Annotated in this window: 15 protein-coding genes, 1 pseudogene and 1 riboswitch; of the genes and pseudogenes, 11 read left to right on the forward strand and 5 right to left on the reverse strand. The window is 64.3% G+C overall.

The window, feature by feature from the left end; all coding sequences use genetic code 11:
- Positions 1–180 precede the first annotated feature (180 nt).
- From GY769_18315 to GY769_18360, 10 genes and pseudogenes are all read left to right on the forward strand, one after another.
- The gene (locus GY769_18315) at positions 181–618 is read left to right on the forward strand and encodes an Hpt domain-containing protein (GenBank protein MCP4203876.1); all 438 of its coding nucleotides are present in this window, start codon (positions 181–183) and stop codon (positions 616–618) included.
- A 45-nt stretch (positions 619–663) separates the two neighbouring features.
- The gene (locus GY769_18320; GenBank protein ID MCP4203877.1) at positions 664–1,701 is read left to right on the forward strand and encodes a zinc-binding dehydrogenase; all 1,038 of its coding nucleotides are present in this window, start codon (positions 664–666) and stop codon (positions 1,699–1,701) included.
- Positions 1,698–1,946: a hypothetical protein gene (locus GY769_18325; GenBank protein MCP4203878.1), complete on the forward strand. Its 249-nt coding sequence runs from the start codon at positions 1,698–1,700 to the stop codon at positions 1,944–1,946. Before GY769_18320 ends, GY769_18325 begins: the two co-directional genes overlap by 4 nt.
- Positions 1,947–1,956: 10 nt before the next feature.
- The gene (locus GY769_18330; GenBank protein MCP4203879.1) at positions 1,957–2,646 is read left to right on the forward strand and encodes a hypothetical protein; all 690 of its coding nucleotides are present in this window, start codon (positions 1,957–1,959) and stop codon (positions 2,644–2,646) included.
- A gap of 298 nt (positions 2,647–2,944) precedes the next feature.
- On the forward strand, positions 2,945–3,139 hold the full coding sequence (locus GY769_18335) for a hypothetical protein (GenBank protein ID MCP4203880.1): 195 nt from the start codon (positions 2,945–2,947) through the stop codon (positions 3,137–3,139).
- A 140-nt stretch (positions 3,140–3,279) separates the two neighbouring features.
- Positions 3,280–3,966: a carbohydrate kinase family protein gene (locus GY769_18340; GenBank protein ID MCP4203881.1), complete on the forward strand. Its 687-nt coding sequence runs from the start codon at positions 3,280–3,282 to the stop codon at positions 3,964–3,966.
- A 322-nt stretch (positions 3,967–4,288) separates the two neighbouring features.
- A pseudogene (locus GY769_18345) lies at positions 4,289–4,453 on the forward strand (PAS domain-containing protein).
- Positions 4,454–4,546: 93 nt separating this feature from the next.
- Positions 4,547–5,005, forward strand: a complete 459-nt coding sequence (locus tag GY769_18350) for a helix-turn-helix transcriptional regulator (GenBank protein ID MCP4203882.1) — start codon at positions 4,547–4,549, stop codon at positions 5,003–5,005.
- Positions 5,006–5,128: 123 nt separating this feature from the next.
- A riboswitch (cyclic di-GMP riboswitch) is annotated at positions 5,129–5,239 on the forward strand.
- Between the two features lie 223 nt (positions 5,240–5,462).
- Positions 5,463–7,820, forward strand: coding sequence for a S8 family serine peptidase (locus tag GY769_18355; protein MCP4203883.1), 2,358 nt, complete (start codon positions 5,463–5,465; stop codon positions 7,818–7,820).
- Positions 7,821–8,085: 265 nt separating this feature from the next.
- The gene (locus GY769_18360; GenBank protein MCP4203884.1) at positions 8,086–8,283 is read left to right on the forward strand and encodes a hypothetical protein; all 198 of its coding nucleotides are present in this window, start codon (positions 8,086–8,088) and stop codon (positions 8,281–8,283) included.
- A gap of 8 nt (positions 8,284–8,291) precedes the next feature.
- Here the strand turns inward: GY769_18360 and GY769_18365 are convergent, their stop codons facing one another.
- From GY769_18365 to GY769_18385, 5 genes are all read right to left on the reverse strand, one after another.
- Positions 8,292–8,567, reverse strand: coding sequence for an antitoxin (locus tag GY769_18365; GenBank protein ID MCP4203885.1), 276 nt, complete (start codon positions 8,565–8,567; stop codon positions 8,292–8,294).
- Between the two features lie 4 nt (positions 8,568–8,571).
- Positions 8,572–8,844: a DUF4258 domain-containing protein gene (locus tag GY769_18370; GenBank protein ID MCP4203886.1), complete on the reverse strand. Its 273-nt coding sequence runs from the start codon at positions 8,842–8,844 to the stop codon at positions 8,572–8,574.
- 729 nt (positions 8,845–9,573) lie between these two features.
- Positions 9,574–10,785 (reverse strand): hypothetical protein, encoded by a 1,212-nt coding sequence (locus tag GY769_18375; GenBank protein ID MCP4203887.1) that lies wholly within the window; start codon positions 10,783–10,785, stop codon positions 9,574–9,576.
- Entirely contained in the window at positions 10,782–11,492 is a 711-nt protein-coding gene (locus GY769_18380) for a hypothetical protein (GenBank protein ID MCP4203888.1), read from the reverse strand. Before GY769_18380 ends, GY769_18375 begins: the two co-directional genes overlap by 4 nt.
- Positions 11,493–11,677: 185 nt before the next feature.
- Positions 11,678–14,044 carry a trypsin-like peptidase domain-containing protein gene (locus GY769_18385; GenBank protein ID MCP4203889.1) on the reverse strand — a complete coding sequence of 789 codons (2,367 nt, stop codon included), beginning with the start codon at positions 14,042–14,044 and terminating at the stop codon, positions 11,678–11,680.
- Positions 14,045–14,378: 334 nt separating this feature from the next.
- Between GY769_18385 and GY769_18390 the strand changes: the two genes are divergently transcribed.
- Positions 14,379–14,930 (forward strand): sigma-70 family RNA polymerase sigma factor, encoded by a 552-nt coding sequence (locus GY769_18390; GenBank protein MCP4203890.1) that lies wholly within the window; start codon positions 14,379–14,381, stop codon positions 14,928–14,930.

Genomic DNA, 14,930 nt, shown 5'->3' on the forward strand with positions numbered 1-14,930 from the left:
CGCAAAACCGTGCTTCCTTCTGCATTTCAAGCGACAGAGTCCCTAAGTCGCTCTGTAATAGCGACTTGATCGGCACTCGCTCGATCCGTGCTCATGCGCGCATGCCAATAAGACAACAGCACCCGGCTTGCCTCTTCTGGGACCATGTCAATCAACACCTGGGTCGAACAGGAGTGACGAGTGAGACCCGCACCGTTCTCGAAACCGACGAGTCCCGGAGGTGCGGGTACTCCGGCCGGAGCCGAGCCGGCCTCCGCAAACCGCCCGGCCGTCAACCAGAACGTCCAAGATCGATATCTCTGGCAGGGGCTGAGTACCGAAGCCGCGCTCCGGGCTCTCGCGACCTACATGAGGACTGCACCCGGGCTCATCGAGGACATGCGCGAGGCCCTGCGGTGCCGAGAATGGACGCGGCTCGCCGAGCTCGCCCACGCCTTCAAATCGAGTAGCGCGATCGTAGGAGCCGAGTCGCTCTACGAAACATGCAACCGGTTGGAGGAAGCCTCCGGGGAGGGGACGAGCGCGGAGGCTTCCTCGCAGCTGGAAAGAGTGAAGGGAGAATACGACCGCGTGCTGCTCTCGCTCGAGGCGCGAGACCCTCACGCGAAGGCGGACTGAGCGACCCGCCTCGCCCTTATTGGTCTCGCCCTCTATCATCTCCCCATGCGGAAGGTCGTCGTGCATCGCCCGGGGGGCCACGAGCGCCTCGAGATCGAGGAGCACCCGACGCCCGAGCCGGGCCCCGGCGAGCTGCGGATCGAGGTGACCGCCGCCGGAGTCAATTTCGCCGACTGCCTGATTCGCATGGGTCTCTACAAGTCCTCGCGCGATCAAATCGGATGGCCGGTTACACCCGGGTTCGAGGTCGCGGGAAGGGTGGACGCGCTCGGTCCCGGAGTCGACGATCTCGAGCCCGGCGACGAGGTCCTCGCTGTCACCCGCTTCGGCGGCTACGCCACCGAAGTCGTCGTGCCACGGGGCCAGGCCTTCCGGATCCCGGACGGCCTCGGTCTCGAACAAGCCGCCGCCTTCCCATCGCCCTTCCTGACCGCCTACTACGGACTCGTCCAGCTCGCCAATCCCAGGCCGGGCGAGTCGATGCTGGTTCACTCGGCGGCCGGCGGCGTCGGCGGCGCCCTGGTGCAGCTCGGCAAGGCCTGCGGCTGCCGGGTGATCGGGGTGGTCGGCGCTCGGCACAAGGTAGAGACCGCGCGGAGTCTGGGAGCGGACGCGATGATCGACCGGTCGAATGAAGCCTTGTGGCCCGCGGCCGAGCGCCTGGAGCCCGACGGCTACGCGATGGTGTTCGACGCCAATGGCGTGGCCACGCTGCGCCAGAGCTACCGCCATCTCGGAAGGCCCGGCAGGCTGGTCGTCTACGGCTTTCACTCCATGCTTGCCAAGGGAACGAGCCGGCCGTCGTGGCCCCGGCTCCTGCTGGCCTGGCTGCGCACGCCGCGCTTCGACCCGCTCCGCATGACCAACTCGAGCCGCAGCGTCCTGGCCTTCAACCTGAGCTACTTCTTCGACCAGACCGAGCTGTTGAGGGAGATCATGGGCCGCCTGCTCCGGTGGCTGGCGGACGGCCGCATCGTGCCGCCGCCGGTCAAGTGCTACCCGTTAGTACGGGTCGCCGACGCCCATCGCGAGATCGAGTCCGGGCTCACCGTGGGCAAGCTGGTCCTGACGATGGGAGAATGAGTGAGCCGGTGTACGCTTCAAAGGACGTCGATGACCCTGCTCGCGAAAACCCCGCGGCGGCACATGATCTGCTCCACCGTCAGAAGCGAAAGAACTGGATGATTCTCGAGATGGCCGAGATGAACCATGCCTTCCAGCGCTGTGAGATCGGCATGCCCGACGAGTACGAGGCCATCGACCACGTCATGGCCGACACCATCCTCGACCAAGTATCGACCTGGATCCGTTCGATTGTTCCTGAGTGAGAACGTCACGATGAACCTCAGACCGGTTACCTTGGCGGTCATTGTCGGCATCTGCTGCGTCTTCTTCCTGCGAACCCTGGCGACCTTCCTCCCCGGGGCCAGCCAGGGTGCCTCGATGGCGTGGACGGCGATCATCGTCCACCTGCTGAGCGACCTCGCGGCGCTATTGTTCTTCGTCGGTTTCTTCCGCCAGATAGCCCGGGTAGAGCGCCGGACCCTGCGACAGGTCTCGATGCTGGCCGCGGCGGGCGCGGCGGTGGCGCTTCTGCCGTCGCTGCGCGCGCTGTTGCAGGTCCTCCAGATCGGAGTATTCTCGCCGCTGGCGCGATCACCACTGGTCGCACCCTTGGCGCCCCTCTTGAGCGCGCTGACGGTCGTTCTGTTCTTCGCCGTCTACCGCCGCGACATGGACGAGACCGAGCGACCCAGGCTGCGCGGTGGCGCGACGACGGCCCTGGCCGGCGCCGCGGTCATCGTGCTACTCAACCTCATCGTGCTGGGTTTCTATCTGCAGTCGGGCGAGCTGCGCTGGCTGACCCAGAGGTCGACGGCGGTCGCGCTCCTGTCGCTGCCGATCGTCGCCGCGGCGGTCGCGGCAATACTCAACTTCTTCGTCGCCTTCTACCGCTACCTGCCTCGCGATGCGAGCGAGCGGCGGCTACCCCCACCTCATGGGGTGTTGCCGCCCGCGCAAGACTAGCCGTAACTATCGGGGCCCTATGCGCCGCGCTCTTCAAAGCGCCCCGACACGTACTTGTGCAAAACGCCGTAAGACTCTGGCCAAAGGCTGCGGCTGCTACGACGTGAGCGCTGCCGCAGTCGCTGGGATCGTGCCGATGTGTGGGCCACCGCGAGGACGCCTGCAAGTACATCCTAGCTCGACTCCAGACGCGGTCAGGAGCCGCCGACACACTCCGCTACACTTGTGGCTTAGCAACTCTGAATAGGCTTTCGCTAGTCGACGCCTTCTCGATTTCGACCTGAAAAGGAGGTAACCCATGGAGCCGTTGATGGTTGGTCTCGCTGTCCTCGCAGCCCTGGTGCTCATTCCGTTAGCAATTGCACTGTTTCAGTGGCTTTGGAACATCACCATGCCTGACGTCTTCAATCTCAACATCATCACTTTTTGGCAGGCGTTTCGCCTGCTGCTGATCGCAGCCTTCTTGTTCGGAGCGGGAAGGAGCGGCGGCTAGCTCTCACTCATCGGACGGGTTGGTGGGGTCAGGTCACAGTCGCACCCTTGACACGCCGGTACCGACATCAGAGCCTTTCCAAGGCGCGGCAGCGCAGAACAGTCTAGGCCCGGCATCTTCGCTCGCTGCAGGGCACCTCGGTGTCACACGGCGAGCGGCTCGACTCGGCCGGTGTACGGTTCTTGCTCGACATCGATCCCAAAGGTACGGAGCGCCACCTAAACCTGATGGACGAGAACGGCGGCCGCATCTCGATCTACGTGGCCTTTGCCACCCTCGACCCCGACCTCGATTTAGAGCGCCTCGAAGCAGCGATCGCGAAGCACGACGTTCTCGTGCTCGGCATCAACAACTACTGTCGACGCCTGATCCCGCTGGCCCAGGGACTCGATCGGCCGATCTGGTGCGACATTCACGACTACGACGGGCACGCCGACTACCATCGCGACTTCGTGGAAGCCGCTGACGTCCTGTTCCTGAGCTCGGACCAGCTGCCCGGCTACCGCGACTTTATGGAGGCTCAGGTCGCGGCCGGCAAGTCGCTCGTCGTCTGCACCCACGGACGCCAGGGCGCCTCCGTCCTAAGCGGAGACGGACAGTGGGCGGAGCAGCCCATCGCCGGTGGCTTCGAGCGGGTCGACACCAACGGCGCCGGCGACGCCTTCTTCGCCGGCTTCCTCTCGTCCTGGCTCGACGGCAAGCCGGTGCGCCGGTGCCTCGAGGTCGCCAGCGTGGTCGCCGGCCTCTGCGTCACCTCACGAGAGCTGGCGTCGGCCGAGCTCAGTCCTGCCCGTATACGGGCCGAGCTCGAAAGGCTCGGATGGTGACACTCGTTAGATTCAGGATGGTAGACCGTACGGGATTCGAACTCCGGCCAGCGTCCCTCCAAGTCTGGGCACCTGGGTGCACCGAAACCTCGAAGCGTCTCTAACGACGGACGGCGGCTCTTTAGGGTCTTGCGGCCCCTCCGACGGCTCTCCCCTGACACGCCCACCCTTTCGGGTGTTGCCCTGTCCCATCGCAAGGTATAGGAAGGGATTGCCTCGACAAAGGCACATCTGGGAAAACCCAGGCCGCCGAGTTGCCGAAGGGTTGTCGGAGCCCGCGTGAGTGCTCCGTTCGACAAGGAGGTGACATTCATGAACGCGAGTAAGAGCCGTCGAGCTTGCCGGCGATGCCACCTTCGCGGCCGACTCAGGGGGCAAGATCATCGCCTGGAACGAGACCGCAGAACAGCGCCTCGGCTATCCGCCCTCCGAGGTCGTCGGCCGGTGTTGCTGGAGCGTTTTAGACGGCCGGGAGGTCCACCGCGCTCGTCGCTGCGACGAGAGCTGTCCCTACCTGGCATCGCTGAGAGCACCGGGCAGCCCGGAACAGCTGTTTCTGTGCCCGATGAGGCCAAAGCGGATGACTTCCCGCAAGCGTCCGGCGAGCCGACTCGAGTCGACATGTCGACTTTCGTGGTGCAGGAAGAGACCGGAACGAGAGAGGTGGTTCACCTTTTCTAGAGCCGCGCCCCTGAACGAAGCGGCCTTTCGCTACTATCCGCGCCTTGCGCGGGTTCGGGAGTTCGTGCTTTCCAGCTATTCGGAACAACTCACCCTGGCGGATGCGGCCCGGGTTGCCCGCATGGAACGGACGGCGTTCTCCGACTTCTTTCACCGCAAGACGGGCGTTCGGTTTCGGGACTGGCTAGCTGGCGTTCGCGTGACCAAAGCGCAGGAGCTTCTCGCTGAAAGAGATTTTCCGGTCACCAAGGTGGCTCGCAAGGTCGGCTATGGCAGTGTTCGCTCGTTCGAGCGCGTCTTTCTGAGAACGACCGGCGTGACTGCGGTCGCGTACAAGAAAACGAAACGGCCGTCGTAGATCTCGGGGCGCGCCAAATACTTGTCGCCTCCCGCCAAAGAACCGTCGCCGCATCGAGGGGTGGTCGTCGACTGCCCGTGCGGGTGTTCCCAAAGCCATTTGGATATGGCAATAAGAGCATTGCCCCGACAAGGGCTCACCTAGCTCAAAAGACTAGGGTCGCAAAGCTACGGATCCTCGTTTCTCCGCGACGGCCCCCCGCCACGAAGATCCCAAGACCGCCGGGCTGCCGAAGGGCGTCTCATTCCCTCGAGCAAGAGAGGAAGTGGCGGTGTCAACCAGCGAGATCGCAATGCCGGGGCAGCTCCCACCGAGTGAACAGGCTCGGGCACCCCCCCGACCGAAGTGCCCGATCGCCGCGGGCTCCCGATCGGCGGCCGTCTCCGTCTCCGCAATCATGAGAGATACAAACCGGTGGCCCTGTCCGTGCCACACCCCGATGAAGGAATAGAGCGACATGCCAATCACACGAGAACGAGTCAAAAAGGAAACCAAGTTCGTTTACACGAACAAATTCATGGCCGAGGAGCTGGAGTTCAGGCCGTCCGAGGACGAGGTCGTGGCGACATTCGACGAGCTGGAGGCCGCCGACGCCGCGAGCACGCTGTCGATGCGGGCAACCAGCACGCCCCTGGCCGCGCGGTCGGATCGCGGGTTCGCGATTCTGCGTCTGGGCGAGGAGGAAACGACCGCCAAGGCGATGGACTCCCTGGAAGCCGAGGACAAGGTGGCCAACGTACTGCCCGTCTTGTTCGACCAAGCCGACAATCGGCGCTACTTTCTACCCGACGAGCTGACCGTTCAGTTCCAGAGAGAGATCACGCCCGAACAGGCTCGGGAGATCATCGAAGCGCAAGGGTGCCGGGTCGTGGTCCAGCAGCGAACGCCGGGCTACTTCACTCTCAGCGTTCCCAAGGACAAGGGCCTCTTCGAGACCTTGCGAGCATTCTCGGAGCTCGAGGAGGTCGCGTTCGCCGAGCCCAGCGAGGTCGGTCTCGACGACACGCTGGTCGAGGCGACAGCCGAGCCACCGGTGAAAGTGGCCAAGCCCCCCGAGGCCCCCGAGCCAACCGTGCGCCTGGCCGAAGGCGAACTGCCGATCACGGAATTCGGTGAGCTCACCGGCTTCGAGGAGGGGATCGAGGTTCCCGCACTTCCCGAGTTCCTCTTCGAGGAAGAGGAGGATGTCCTGGCCCTGCCGAGCGACACCCATTTCGGGAAGCTCTGGGGTCTGCACAACACCGGACAGATGGTCAACGGCACCGCGGGGCTGGCCGACGCCGACATTGACGCTCCGCAAGCATGGACCATCACCAAGGGTTCGGATCGGGTCGTCGTCGCGGTCGTCGACACCGGAGCCGACCTCGACCACCCCGATCTGGCGCCCAACCTCTTCCCCCGCGGGGCTGAGGACTGGGACTTCGCTGACCCCACCGACAACGTGCCCTGGGACTCCGGTTATCACGGCAGTCATGTCGCCGGAACAGCCACGGCACCGGAGAACGGCCAGGGAGTGGTCGGAGTGGCTCCGCACTGCCGCACCATGCCGTTGCGGGTCAAGCTGATCTCCGGCATGAACGCCAACCGGGCCGATGCCATCAACTACGTGGCCGAGCAGGCGGCGACCCATCCCGAGCTGCGCTTTGTCATCAACTGCAGCTGGAAGATGAGTGGCAACTTCGCCGGCGTCCACAACGCCATCCAGAACGCGGTGGCGCACAACGTCGTGGTCATCTTCGCCGCGGGCAACAGCTACGGTGCCGTCACCTATCCGGCGGTCTACCCCGAGGTAATCGCCGTCGCCGCTACCGATCAGCAAGACGTCAAGCCCAACTTTTCGGCCTTCGGCCCCGAGGTGGACGTCTCGGCGCCGGGTGTGAACGTCTACTCGTCCATGCCGGACGATACCTACGGCTATCTGGACGGAACGTCGATGGCCTCACCGCACGTGGCCGGTCTGGCGGCGTTGATCTGGTCTCGTAACCCGAGCCTCACCAACGCCCAGGTCCGCTCGATCATCGAGACGACCTGCGACGACGTCTACGCGAAGAACCCGACCTTGGTCGGCAAGCTCGGTGCCGGGCGCATCAACGCCTACCGCGCACTCAAGGCGACGCCGGCGCCTCCCATTCCGTGGAAGCTCCTGCGCGAGCTGAAGTATCCGCAGCCTAACGCCGGATCTTCGACCGGTCTGTCGTTCGTGCCGAAGATCCAGGTGCCCTGGTTCGGCATCAGGCCGGCGCTGGCCTTCCTCACTCAGAAGGCCTATTCGGAGCAGGTGTTCTTCATGAACCCATGGTCCGGGGCGGTTCTGCGCACCGTGGACCCGGTGGCCAACGACACCATCGGCAGCCTGGCCTGGGACGGCGCCGCCCTGCGCGTGGCGAACGTCACCGTCGGCGCCGGATCGATCAACCGGATCAACCCGTTCACCGGAGCACAGATCGGTTCCATCCCGGCTCCCGCCGGCCGCGGCGAGGGTCTGGCGGCGGCCGGTCCCTGGCTCTTCTACTCGACCATCAACCGGATCCACATTCTGTGGGCTCCGACCGGTGCGGTGGTGCGGTCGTATCCACCTCCCGGTGGCCCCTGCCGCGCGCTCACGTTCGGCGGAGGCTGGTTGTTTAGCGGCAACTCGTTAACCGGCGAGGTCACCGTCTTCCATCCGTGGACTCTCCACGTGCGCGGGATCATCACGGTCCCCGGCGGCGGGGCCCAACGGATCGAGGGCCTGGCCTACGACGCGACGCGCCGTACGCTGTACGTCGCCAATCAGAGCCAGAACAAGATCTACGCACTCGCAGTGTTCCTCTAGCCGATTGCGTGGAAGTTGATGCGAGAAGCCCCGGGGCGCCGCCGGCGCCCCGGGGCTCTTGGCGCTGGGTGCCACCCTTTTCTGCAAGAAGAAGCGGTTGCTTTGCGTCTTCTAAGGCATGGCGAGGCCCCCGGGCTGGACTCCGCTGGGCTTTGGGAAGATCAAGAAAAGGCTGGTACCTCTATCGGGGGGAACCTTTTTTTCGGGCTGGAACCTTCTCATCCATCGGCTGAGTACCCAACCTCAAGAAGCGTCTGGCACCCCTTTGTCAGAGCACTCGGGCGAGCTGCGCTGGCTGACCGAGAGGTCGACAGCGGTCGCGCTCCTGTCGCTGCCGATCGTCGCCGCGGCGGTCGCGGCAATGCTCAACTTCTTCGTCGCCTTCTACCGCTACCTGCCTCGCGATGTGAGCGAGCGGCGGCTACTCCCACCTCACGGGGTGTTGCCGCCCTCGCAAGACTAGCCGGGGCCCTATGCGCCGCGCTCTTCAAAGCGCCCCGACACGTACTTGTGCAAAACGCTCGAGACCAGGGTCTGATAGGGGATCCCCTCTTCCAACGCTCTCAGCTGAAGAGCTTCGAGATCCTTGGTGGAAATCCGGATATTGATGCGCCGGTCCTTTCGAAAAGTAGCCTTGGCGTACTCGCTGTAGCGAGCCATCTCTCTCTTCCGATTGCGGACCGGTTGCCATTCTTCGGCTTCGACCGCTCGCACGAGGTCGCGTTCTTCCTTGTCTAGCTTAGCCATTGAACTAGCCTCCCAGGTACTTCTTCGTCGCTTTCCGGCTGGGGATGATTGTTTTGAGAAACACCTCGGTCTCGGACTCTACGAACGGAACGACATAAGCGTATGCCTCTACCTCGACGATAAAGACACGCTGTTTCGGATATCGCTCCTTATTCGGGTGTTCAAGGATGTCGAGCAGATCGCCCCTTTCAATGTGAAAGACGATCTCCTCGAACGTGATGCCACGCTCCTGGCGTAGCTGGTTGCCTTTCTCCACACTCCAGGAGAAGTACTTCACGACAGGATCTTAACACAATGTGTGCCTTACGTCCTCAGCCCAGGAGACGTTCAAGAAAAGGGTGGCACCTCGTCAGCAGGGAGCCTTCCGCTACTCGGCTCGATAACCGTCAAGTGCGTTGTGCTTGGATAGCCGCCCTTCTCCGTCAGGATCATGACACCCCGATCAGTCAACAAGGGATGAATGGGAAACTGAAGCCAGGACACCCGTCTCCGCCATCGCCAACGTCGAGTCCTATCCCTCATGGAAAGGAGAAACTTGTAGCAGTCGGGAATCCAGCACTCGGCTCGCTCGTAGGCGATCTCTGCGGTTCCGAGACGAAAAAGGACCCCACCAGGTACCTCAAGCAGGCCAAACAGGGCTTCGTAGGCAGCTATCTCACCGGAGCGTTGGAAACGGGCTTCGAAACGCTGATCGCTTGCGCTCATCGTTTCGAAGAGCCATTTGGCGATGTTCAGATTCTGCCGGTGAGCGACGACCTCTGCCAGCTTCTTCTCCTGTTTCCCATTGTCGCAGTCAACACAGGTCTTCCCGTCCGGCGTAAATGTGAGGACTCGTTCTACGAGGTCTGAGCCAATAGCCGGCGTAGAGAGGACTACTGAACAAAACAAGATCACCACCCGTACTCGGTTGAGTGCGTCACTAGCCATCAAGCACCTCAATTGAATGGAACCGCATCGCCGACTGGCTCTGAGCGTACCCCGATGCCCGCGCCGGACAGGCGGCCGCCTACGGAACGGAGCTATCCGCTGTGAACTGGCCGATGACCATGGTGCCATTGGCCAGGATCACCGAGGGTGCGGTCGCGGTCACCACGCCGCTGGCGCCGACCGTGTAGCTCGGACCGTAGGTGATGCTGTTGCAGGCTTCGTGGTTCTGGGTGTTGTTGTGGGTACCCGTGAAGGTCAGATCGATGTCGCCCACCGAGCAGCCCGAGTTCAAGACCTGATTGAAAAACCAGGTGAGATTCGAATTGTAGGAAAACGTGGGGTTGGTCATCCTTATGTGATCGCTGGCGCCGATAAAGGACCCTCCGAACGAACAGGACCCGAAGCCGGTCGTCGCCGACCGAATCACGATGTCGCAGCCACTCGTGTCGGCCTTGATCCCGCCATACACCATGTTGATGGTGTAGTCGTCCGCCGTACCGGCGATCTCGTCCAGCCCGGTCATTCCCATTCTGTAGGTCGCGACATCGTCGGCCTGGAGCGATCGCTGATCCTCGTCCGAGCCCTGACCTTGCTGCATCACCGCCTCGGTGTCAGCCACGGACACAGCAGAGCAAACGTCGCGACTGGCGTTGGCGGCAAAGTCGTGGCCGCCCGGGAGGTCCGCCACCAGCCGACTGTAGTTGCTCGACTCGGGATTCGCGACGCCGATGCAGGGGTTGTTGACCAGCTTCTCGAACCAATGGAGGTTCTGGTCGTCGCCCCGCTGGTCGTCACTTGTGCCGATCACCGTGTCAACGCCGGCGTCGAAAGCAAACATATTGTTCGCGCCGTCAGTGGCCTGGGTGAAGTTCGTGTTCGCGCCTTCGACGACTCCCATCTCAAAACCTAGGTTCGGATGCGCCAGCCCCGTGCAGTGCCCGAGCTCATGAAGAGTCAGCGACTCGAAATCCACGACTCCAGCCGGAATGTTGTTGTTGCCACCGAACAGCAAGTTCGGCGTCGACGCGGTCATGTTGTTGATCTCGAACACGATGTTCTGCACCGGAATCGCCATCAACGCGGCATTCGCGGCAGTTGAGTCAATACAGACCTCGACATCGAGCACGCCGCCTACGCCGGTATATCCGGGAGGATGGGTAATGACGTCCAACCCGTTGGCTTCACCGGCAAATACGAACGAACCGGCGCTGGCTGCAGCGGGCAAGAGAACCGCCGCGACACACAGCGAGAGCTTGGCGCTGAGAGCTCCTCTGCCCCTACGCATCGTCATGGCACCGACTCGACTCGCACCAGCTCGTCTCGCTCGGTGAGCGCCCGCAAGGCCTGGTCCACTTGCCACAGATCCTGAATCGCCCCGAGCTCGGGATATCTTTCCGCGTCGAACCGGAGTCCGCGCCAGGTCCTGTCCAGCTCGGGTTTGGAGATCGTCAGCCCGGGTTCTCCACCCGGCCGATAGCCCTCGATATTCAGATGGAAGTTCGAGTATTCAGCGTCGGCGACATAGAAGAGCGTCGGCTCTTCGGCCGCGAGTGCCGCCGCGCGCAGAAGCTCTTCCGCCGCCTGCCTGTCTCTCTTGACCTGTTCTTCATCAAAGGCCAGCAGCACCGGCGTGAGCTGGAGAAGCAGCGCTTCGAGCTCATCGGGAGGCAGCCGCATTTCGTACTGGCCGGCTCGGTTCATGTACGCCGCGAAGTAGGCCACTACGCGGCCGTCGCCGAAAACGCGCACCAGCGGCGTCGGATCCTGGTCCCGAAACTCCGGCCAGACCTCTCGAAACGAGACCAGCAGCGTTCCGGGATCTCGCGAGTAGTCAACAGCCGGTTGGGCGAGCGGTCCGGTGTCGGCAGCCGCCACCGGAGCGGCACTCACGACGGCCAAGACGAGGCACACGAGCCCCCCCACTGCGCGAATCGACAGGAACATTGCGGAGAGTATTAACACAGAGAGCTTCTCGACGTCAAAAAGGCCGATCCACATCTGCATCCGACACACCCTGGCCGACGCGCACGGGATGATCGGCTGGCACAGAGACGAAAGCCAGATGGTCTAAGTCGTCGCCGGCGACGGTGCGACCCAAGGCCAGCGCATCAAGGAGCTGGGGCGCGGCGAGCCCATCGAGCTCGACATTTTCGGAGATCCGGTGTGACCGACGATCCGGGGCCCTAGCCCCACCCGACCCACCAGAGCTCCTTGTCGGTCAGAACCAGCGCGCCCGAGTAAACCGGGTGCGGCAGGATTTGACGGACGCGGGAGTTCCTGGCGACCGGCAGGGCGTACTCGCGCTCCGGCTCGGAGCGGCTGCCGAGCACCAAGAGCGGGCGGTTGTGGTCGTGGCCGAGGAGCCTGCCGCGGGCGACGTCGAAGCCCAGGGCCCGGGGATGGATTCCCACCTCCACCACCCGCACCGGATCCTGGAGATTCTCCAGCCGGTAGATCGGCAGCGAGCCCTGCTTGATTCTCGGATGGTTCTTGATCGCATTCGACGACAAGCTGCCGACCATCGTCAGGTACTTCGAATCCGGGCTGATCTCGATCCGCCCCGTGCCGAGTCTCGGCCCCATCTCCTCGTACTCCAGGCTGGTGCCCTTGATGCGGAAGCGGTGCAGGCACTCGAAACCCTCGGCAAACAGGTACTTGCCGTCGGGTGACACCGTCAGGGCGTCGAACTCGCTCAGGACCACGCCATCAGGATGACGGCGGATCAGGTGCCGAAAGCGCTGCGAGACCTCGCGCGCCGCGTAGGTTCGGGCCACTCGCTTCCGGTGCAGATCGACGACCGAGAGCTCCCACGGGCTCCTCTCGTCGGCGGCATAGGCCACCTTGAGCTGCGGTGACGAGACGAGCTGCGACACGCCGGGCACGCGGATCGTTCGAAGCGTCCGCAGACCGTCCTCGGCGATCACGCGCACCAGCTGGCTTCCCGGCACCGCAACCACCAGGCCCATGGCACTCTGCGCCATCGCCGAGGCTTCCTCGAACAACCGCACCCGGTGGGTCTCACGAAAACCGTCGAGCGCGACCCGATGCAGCGCCCCCACCTTGGTCAGGGCGAAGAAGGCGTTCTGGTCCGACGACCACAGTAGGTGCGGCAGCAGGTTCTTGGCGTCTTCGAGCAGTAGCGAAGCCGTGGCATCGGCCACTGTAGCGGTCTTCTTGGGCGCGAACGAAGTCTGAGCGATCACGTCCGGGATCGCCTCGGGATCGCCGGCCAGAGTGCCGTCGCCGGCATCGGGGTCCGGCTCGAGCCAGTCGCCGGTCAGCGGCACGCCACCGCCCGAGGCCCACTTCGGTTTCTCGTCCGACCACCCCTGCTCGACCTCGGCGTTCCACTTCAGCTCGCCCGACTGCCGGCCGGAATCCAGGAGCGACACCCGGAACGGGGCGAAGTTCCGGCCGCCGCGCGGATTCGAAAACCAGGGTTGGAGAAACACCCGGTCACTCGGCTGGCGAGCCACCCGGACCCGGAGCTGGGTCGTCTCGCCCTGTGGCGCCGATCGGGCCAGCTCGCTCCCCACTCGCGGGACCGCCTCGCCCGCTTCGACCTGGGGAATCTCGCCTTCGGAGGCCACCAGGTTCACCCCGAAGCCCGAGATCCGCGCCATCGGATCGCGCGTGTCGAACTCGATCGTCACCAGCTTGTCGCGGGCGCCGCCCTCGACCTCATAGCGAAGCGCCACCACATAGCCGTTCAGAAGATCGTGCAGCCGCGACACCGGCACCATGAACGAGATGTTGGTCGCCGAGACCGACTCGACCGCGACCCCCACCACCTGGCCGCCACCCGAGACCACCGGGCCGCCGCTGTTGCCGGGATTCACATCCGCGTCGAGCTGCACCCGGAAGAGCTCACCCCGGTCATCATGGCGCAGGCTCGAGACCGAGCCCTTGCCGAGCGTCGGCGCCGGCAGACCCGAGCGCGACAGGATCTCCCCGAATGGAAAGCCCGCGACCACGATCGACTGGGTCTCGAATACCGCATCGTCGACCGCCAGAGCCAAAACCTCCCGGGGCCGCTCGGGCTCCTGGATCTTCAGCACCGCGAGATCCACGTCCGGGTCCATCGCCACCACCTGAGCCAGGAGCTGCTCCTGCCGGGGACTGCCCGAATCCAGCACCACCTCGAGCGTCGAGCCGAAATCCTCCAGCCCATCGACCACGTGATGGTTCGTGGCCACCAGATGCGAGCCGTCGCCATTGCGATGAAACACAAACCCGCTCCCCGACCCCCGCGGCGAGCGCACCATGACCGTCGCCGCCTTGACCCTCGTGACCTCGGCGGGCGTCAGGTCGCGCTGCAGACCGCCCAGGAACCGGGCCGCGACCTCGGTGCGGTAGTCGCGCGAGCGCTCGAGTCCGGGCCCAGCAGCCGGCTCGCCCGTCGCATCGGCAACCGAATTCTCCGCCGACTCGACCGCCTCGGCGGGCGAGTCACCGGCCGTCTCCTCGACCACCGGCGCGCCGCAGGCGAGGATCCCGACGGCCAAAAGGCAGGCGGCTCCGACAGCTACTGCTCGCCCCTTCCAGCGCATGTGATGAGTCTAGGTCCTCCCTACCGGGAGCTTCATGAATTTGTTCACACGTGCTTACACCTTGGCCAGGGTCCATCCGTGACCGCCTCGCACGGGCTTCCCCACCTGCTGTCGCAGAGCAATCTCGCGCCGGCACCCCAGAGCCATGAGGTTCTTCACGGCGTTTTTGCGCCTTCTTAGGGATAGAGAGGAAATAATGCAGTTGAATCTCGCAGTTGCGCGCCCCCACGGTTTCGGCTACGTTTGGCAAGTCACTGTCAGACCGTCGGAGGGCCCGCGGCGCCTCGAGCGTCCGGGGGAGGTCATACCTAAATCGCCCAAAACAATCACCCGCATGCTGCGGGACTGGAAAGATGGTGACGAGCAGGCGTTGGAGGAGCTCGTGCCTCTCGTCTACGAGAAGTTGCGCGGCCTGGCCCGGCGCGAGCTCCGGCGCGACCGACCCGGCCACAGCCTGCAGCCGACCGAGCTGGTCCACGACGCCTACGCGCGCATGGTGGACCTCGAGTTGTCTTGGCAGGACCGGGTGCACTTCTACCGCATGGCCGCCCGGACCATGCGCCGGGTCCTGGTCGACCACGCCCGGGCCCGCCGCGCCGAGAAGCGCGGCGGTGGCGCGGTCATGGTCACGCTGTCCGAAGGCCACGGCCAGCCCGAGCAGCCGGCGAGCGACGTATTGGACCTCAACGAGGCGCTCGGACGCCTGGCCGAACAGGACGCCAGGCTGAGCCAGGCGGTCGAGCTCTACTACTTCGGCGGCCTGACCTACCAGGAGATCGCGCACGCCCTCGAGGTCTCGGCCGCCACCGTCGACCGCGACCTGCGTTTCGCCCGAGCCTGGCTGCGCCGGGAGCTGGCACCGGCGGCTGGAAACGCCGAGGCCTGA

Source organism: bacterium (assembly GCA_024224155.1).
In the GTDB taxonomy this organism is placed as follows: domain Bacteria; phylum Acidobacteriota; class Thermoanaerobaculia; order Multivoradales; family JAHEKO01; genus CALZIK01.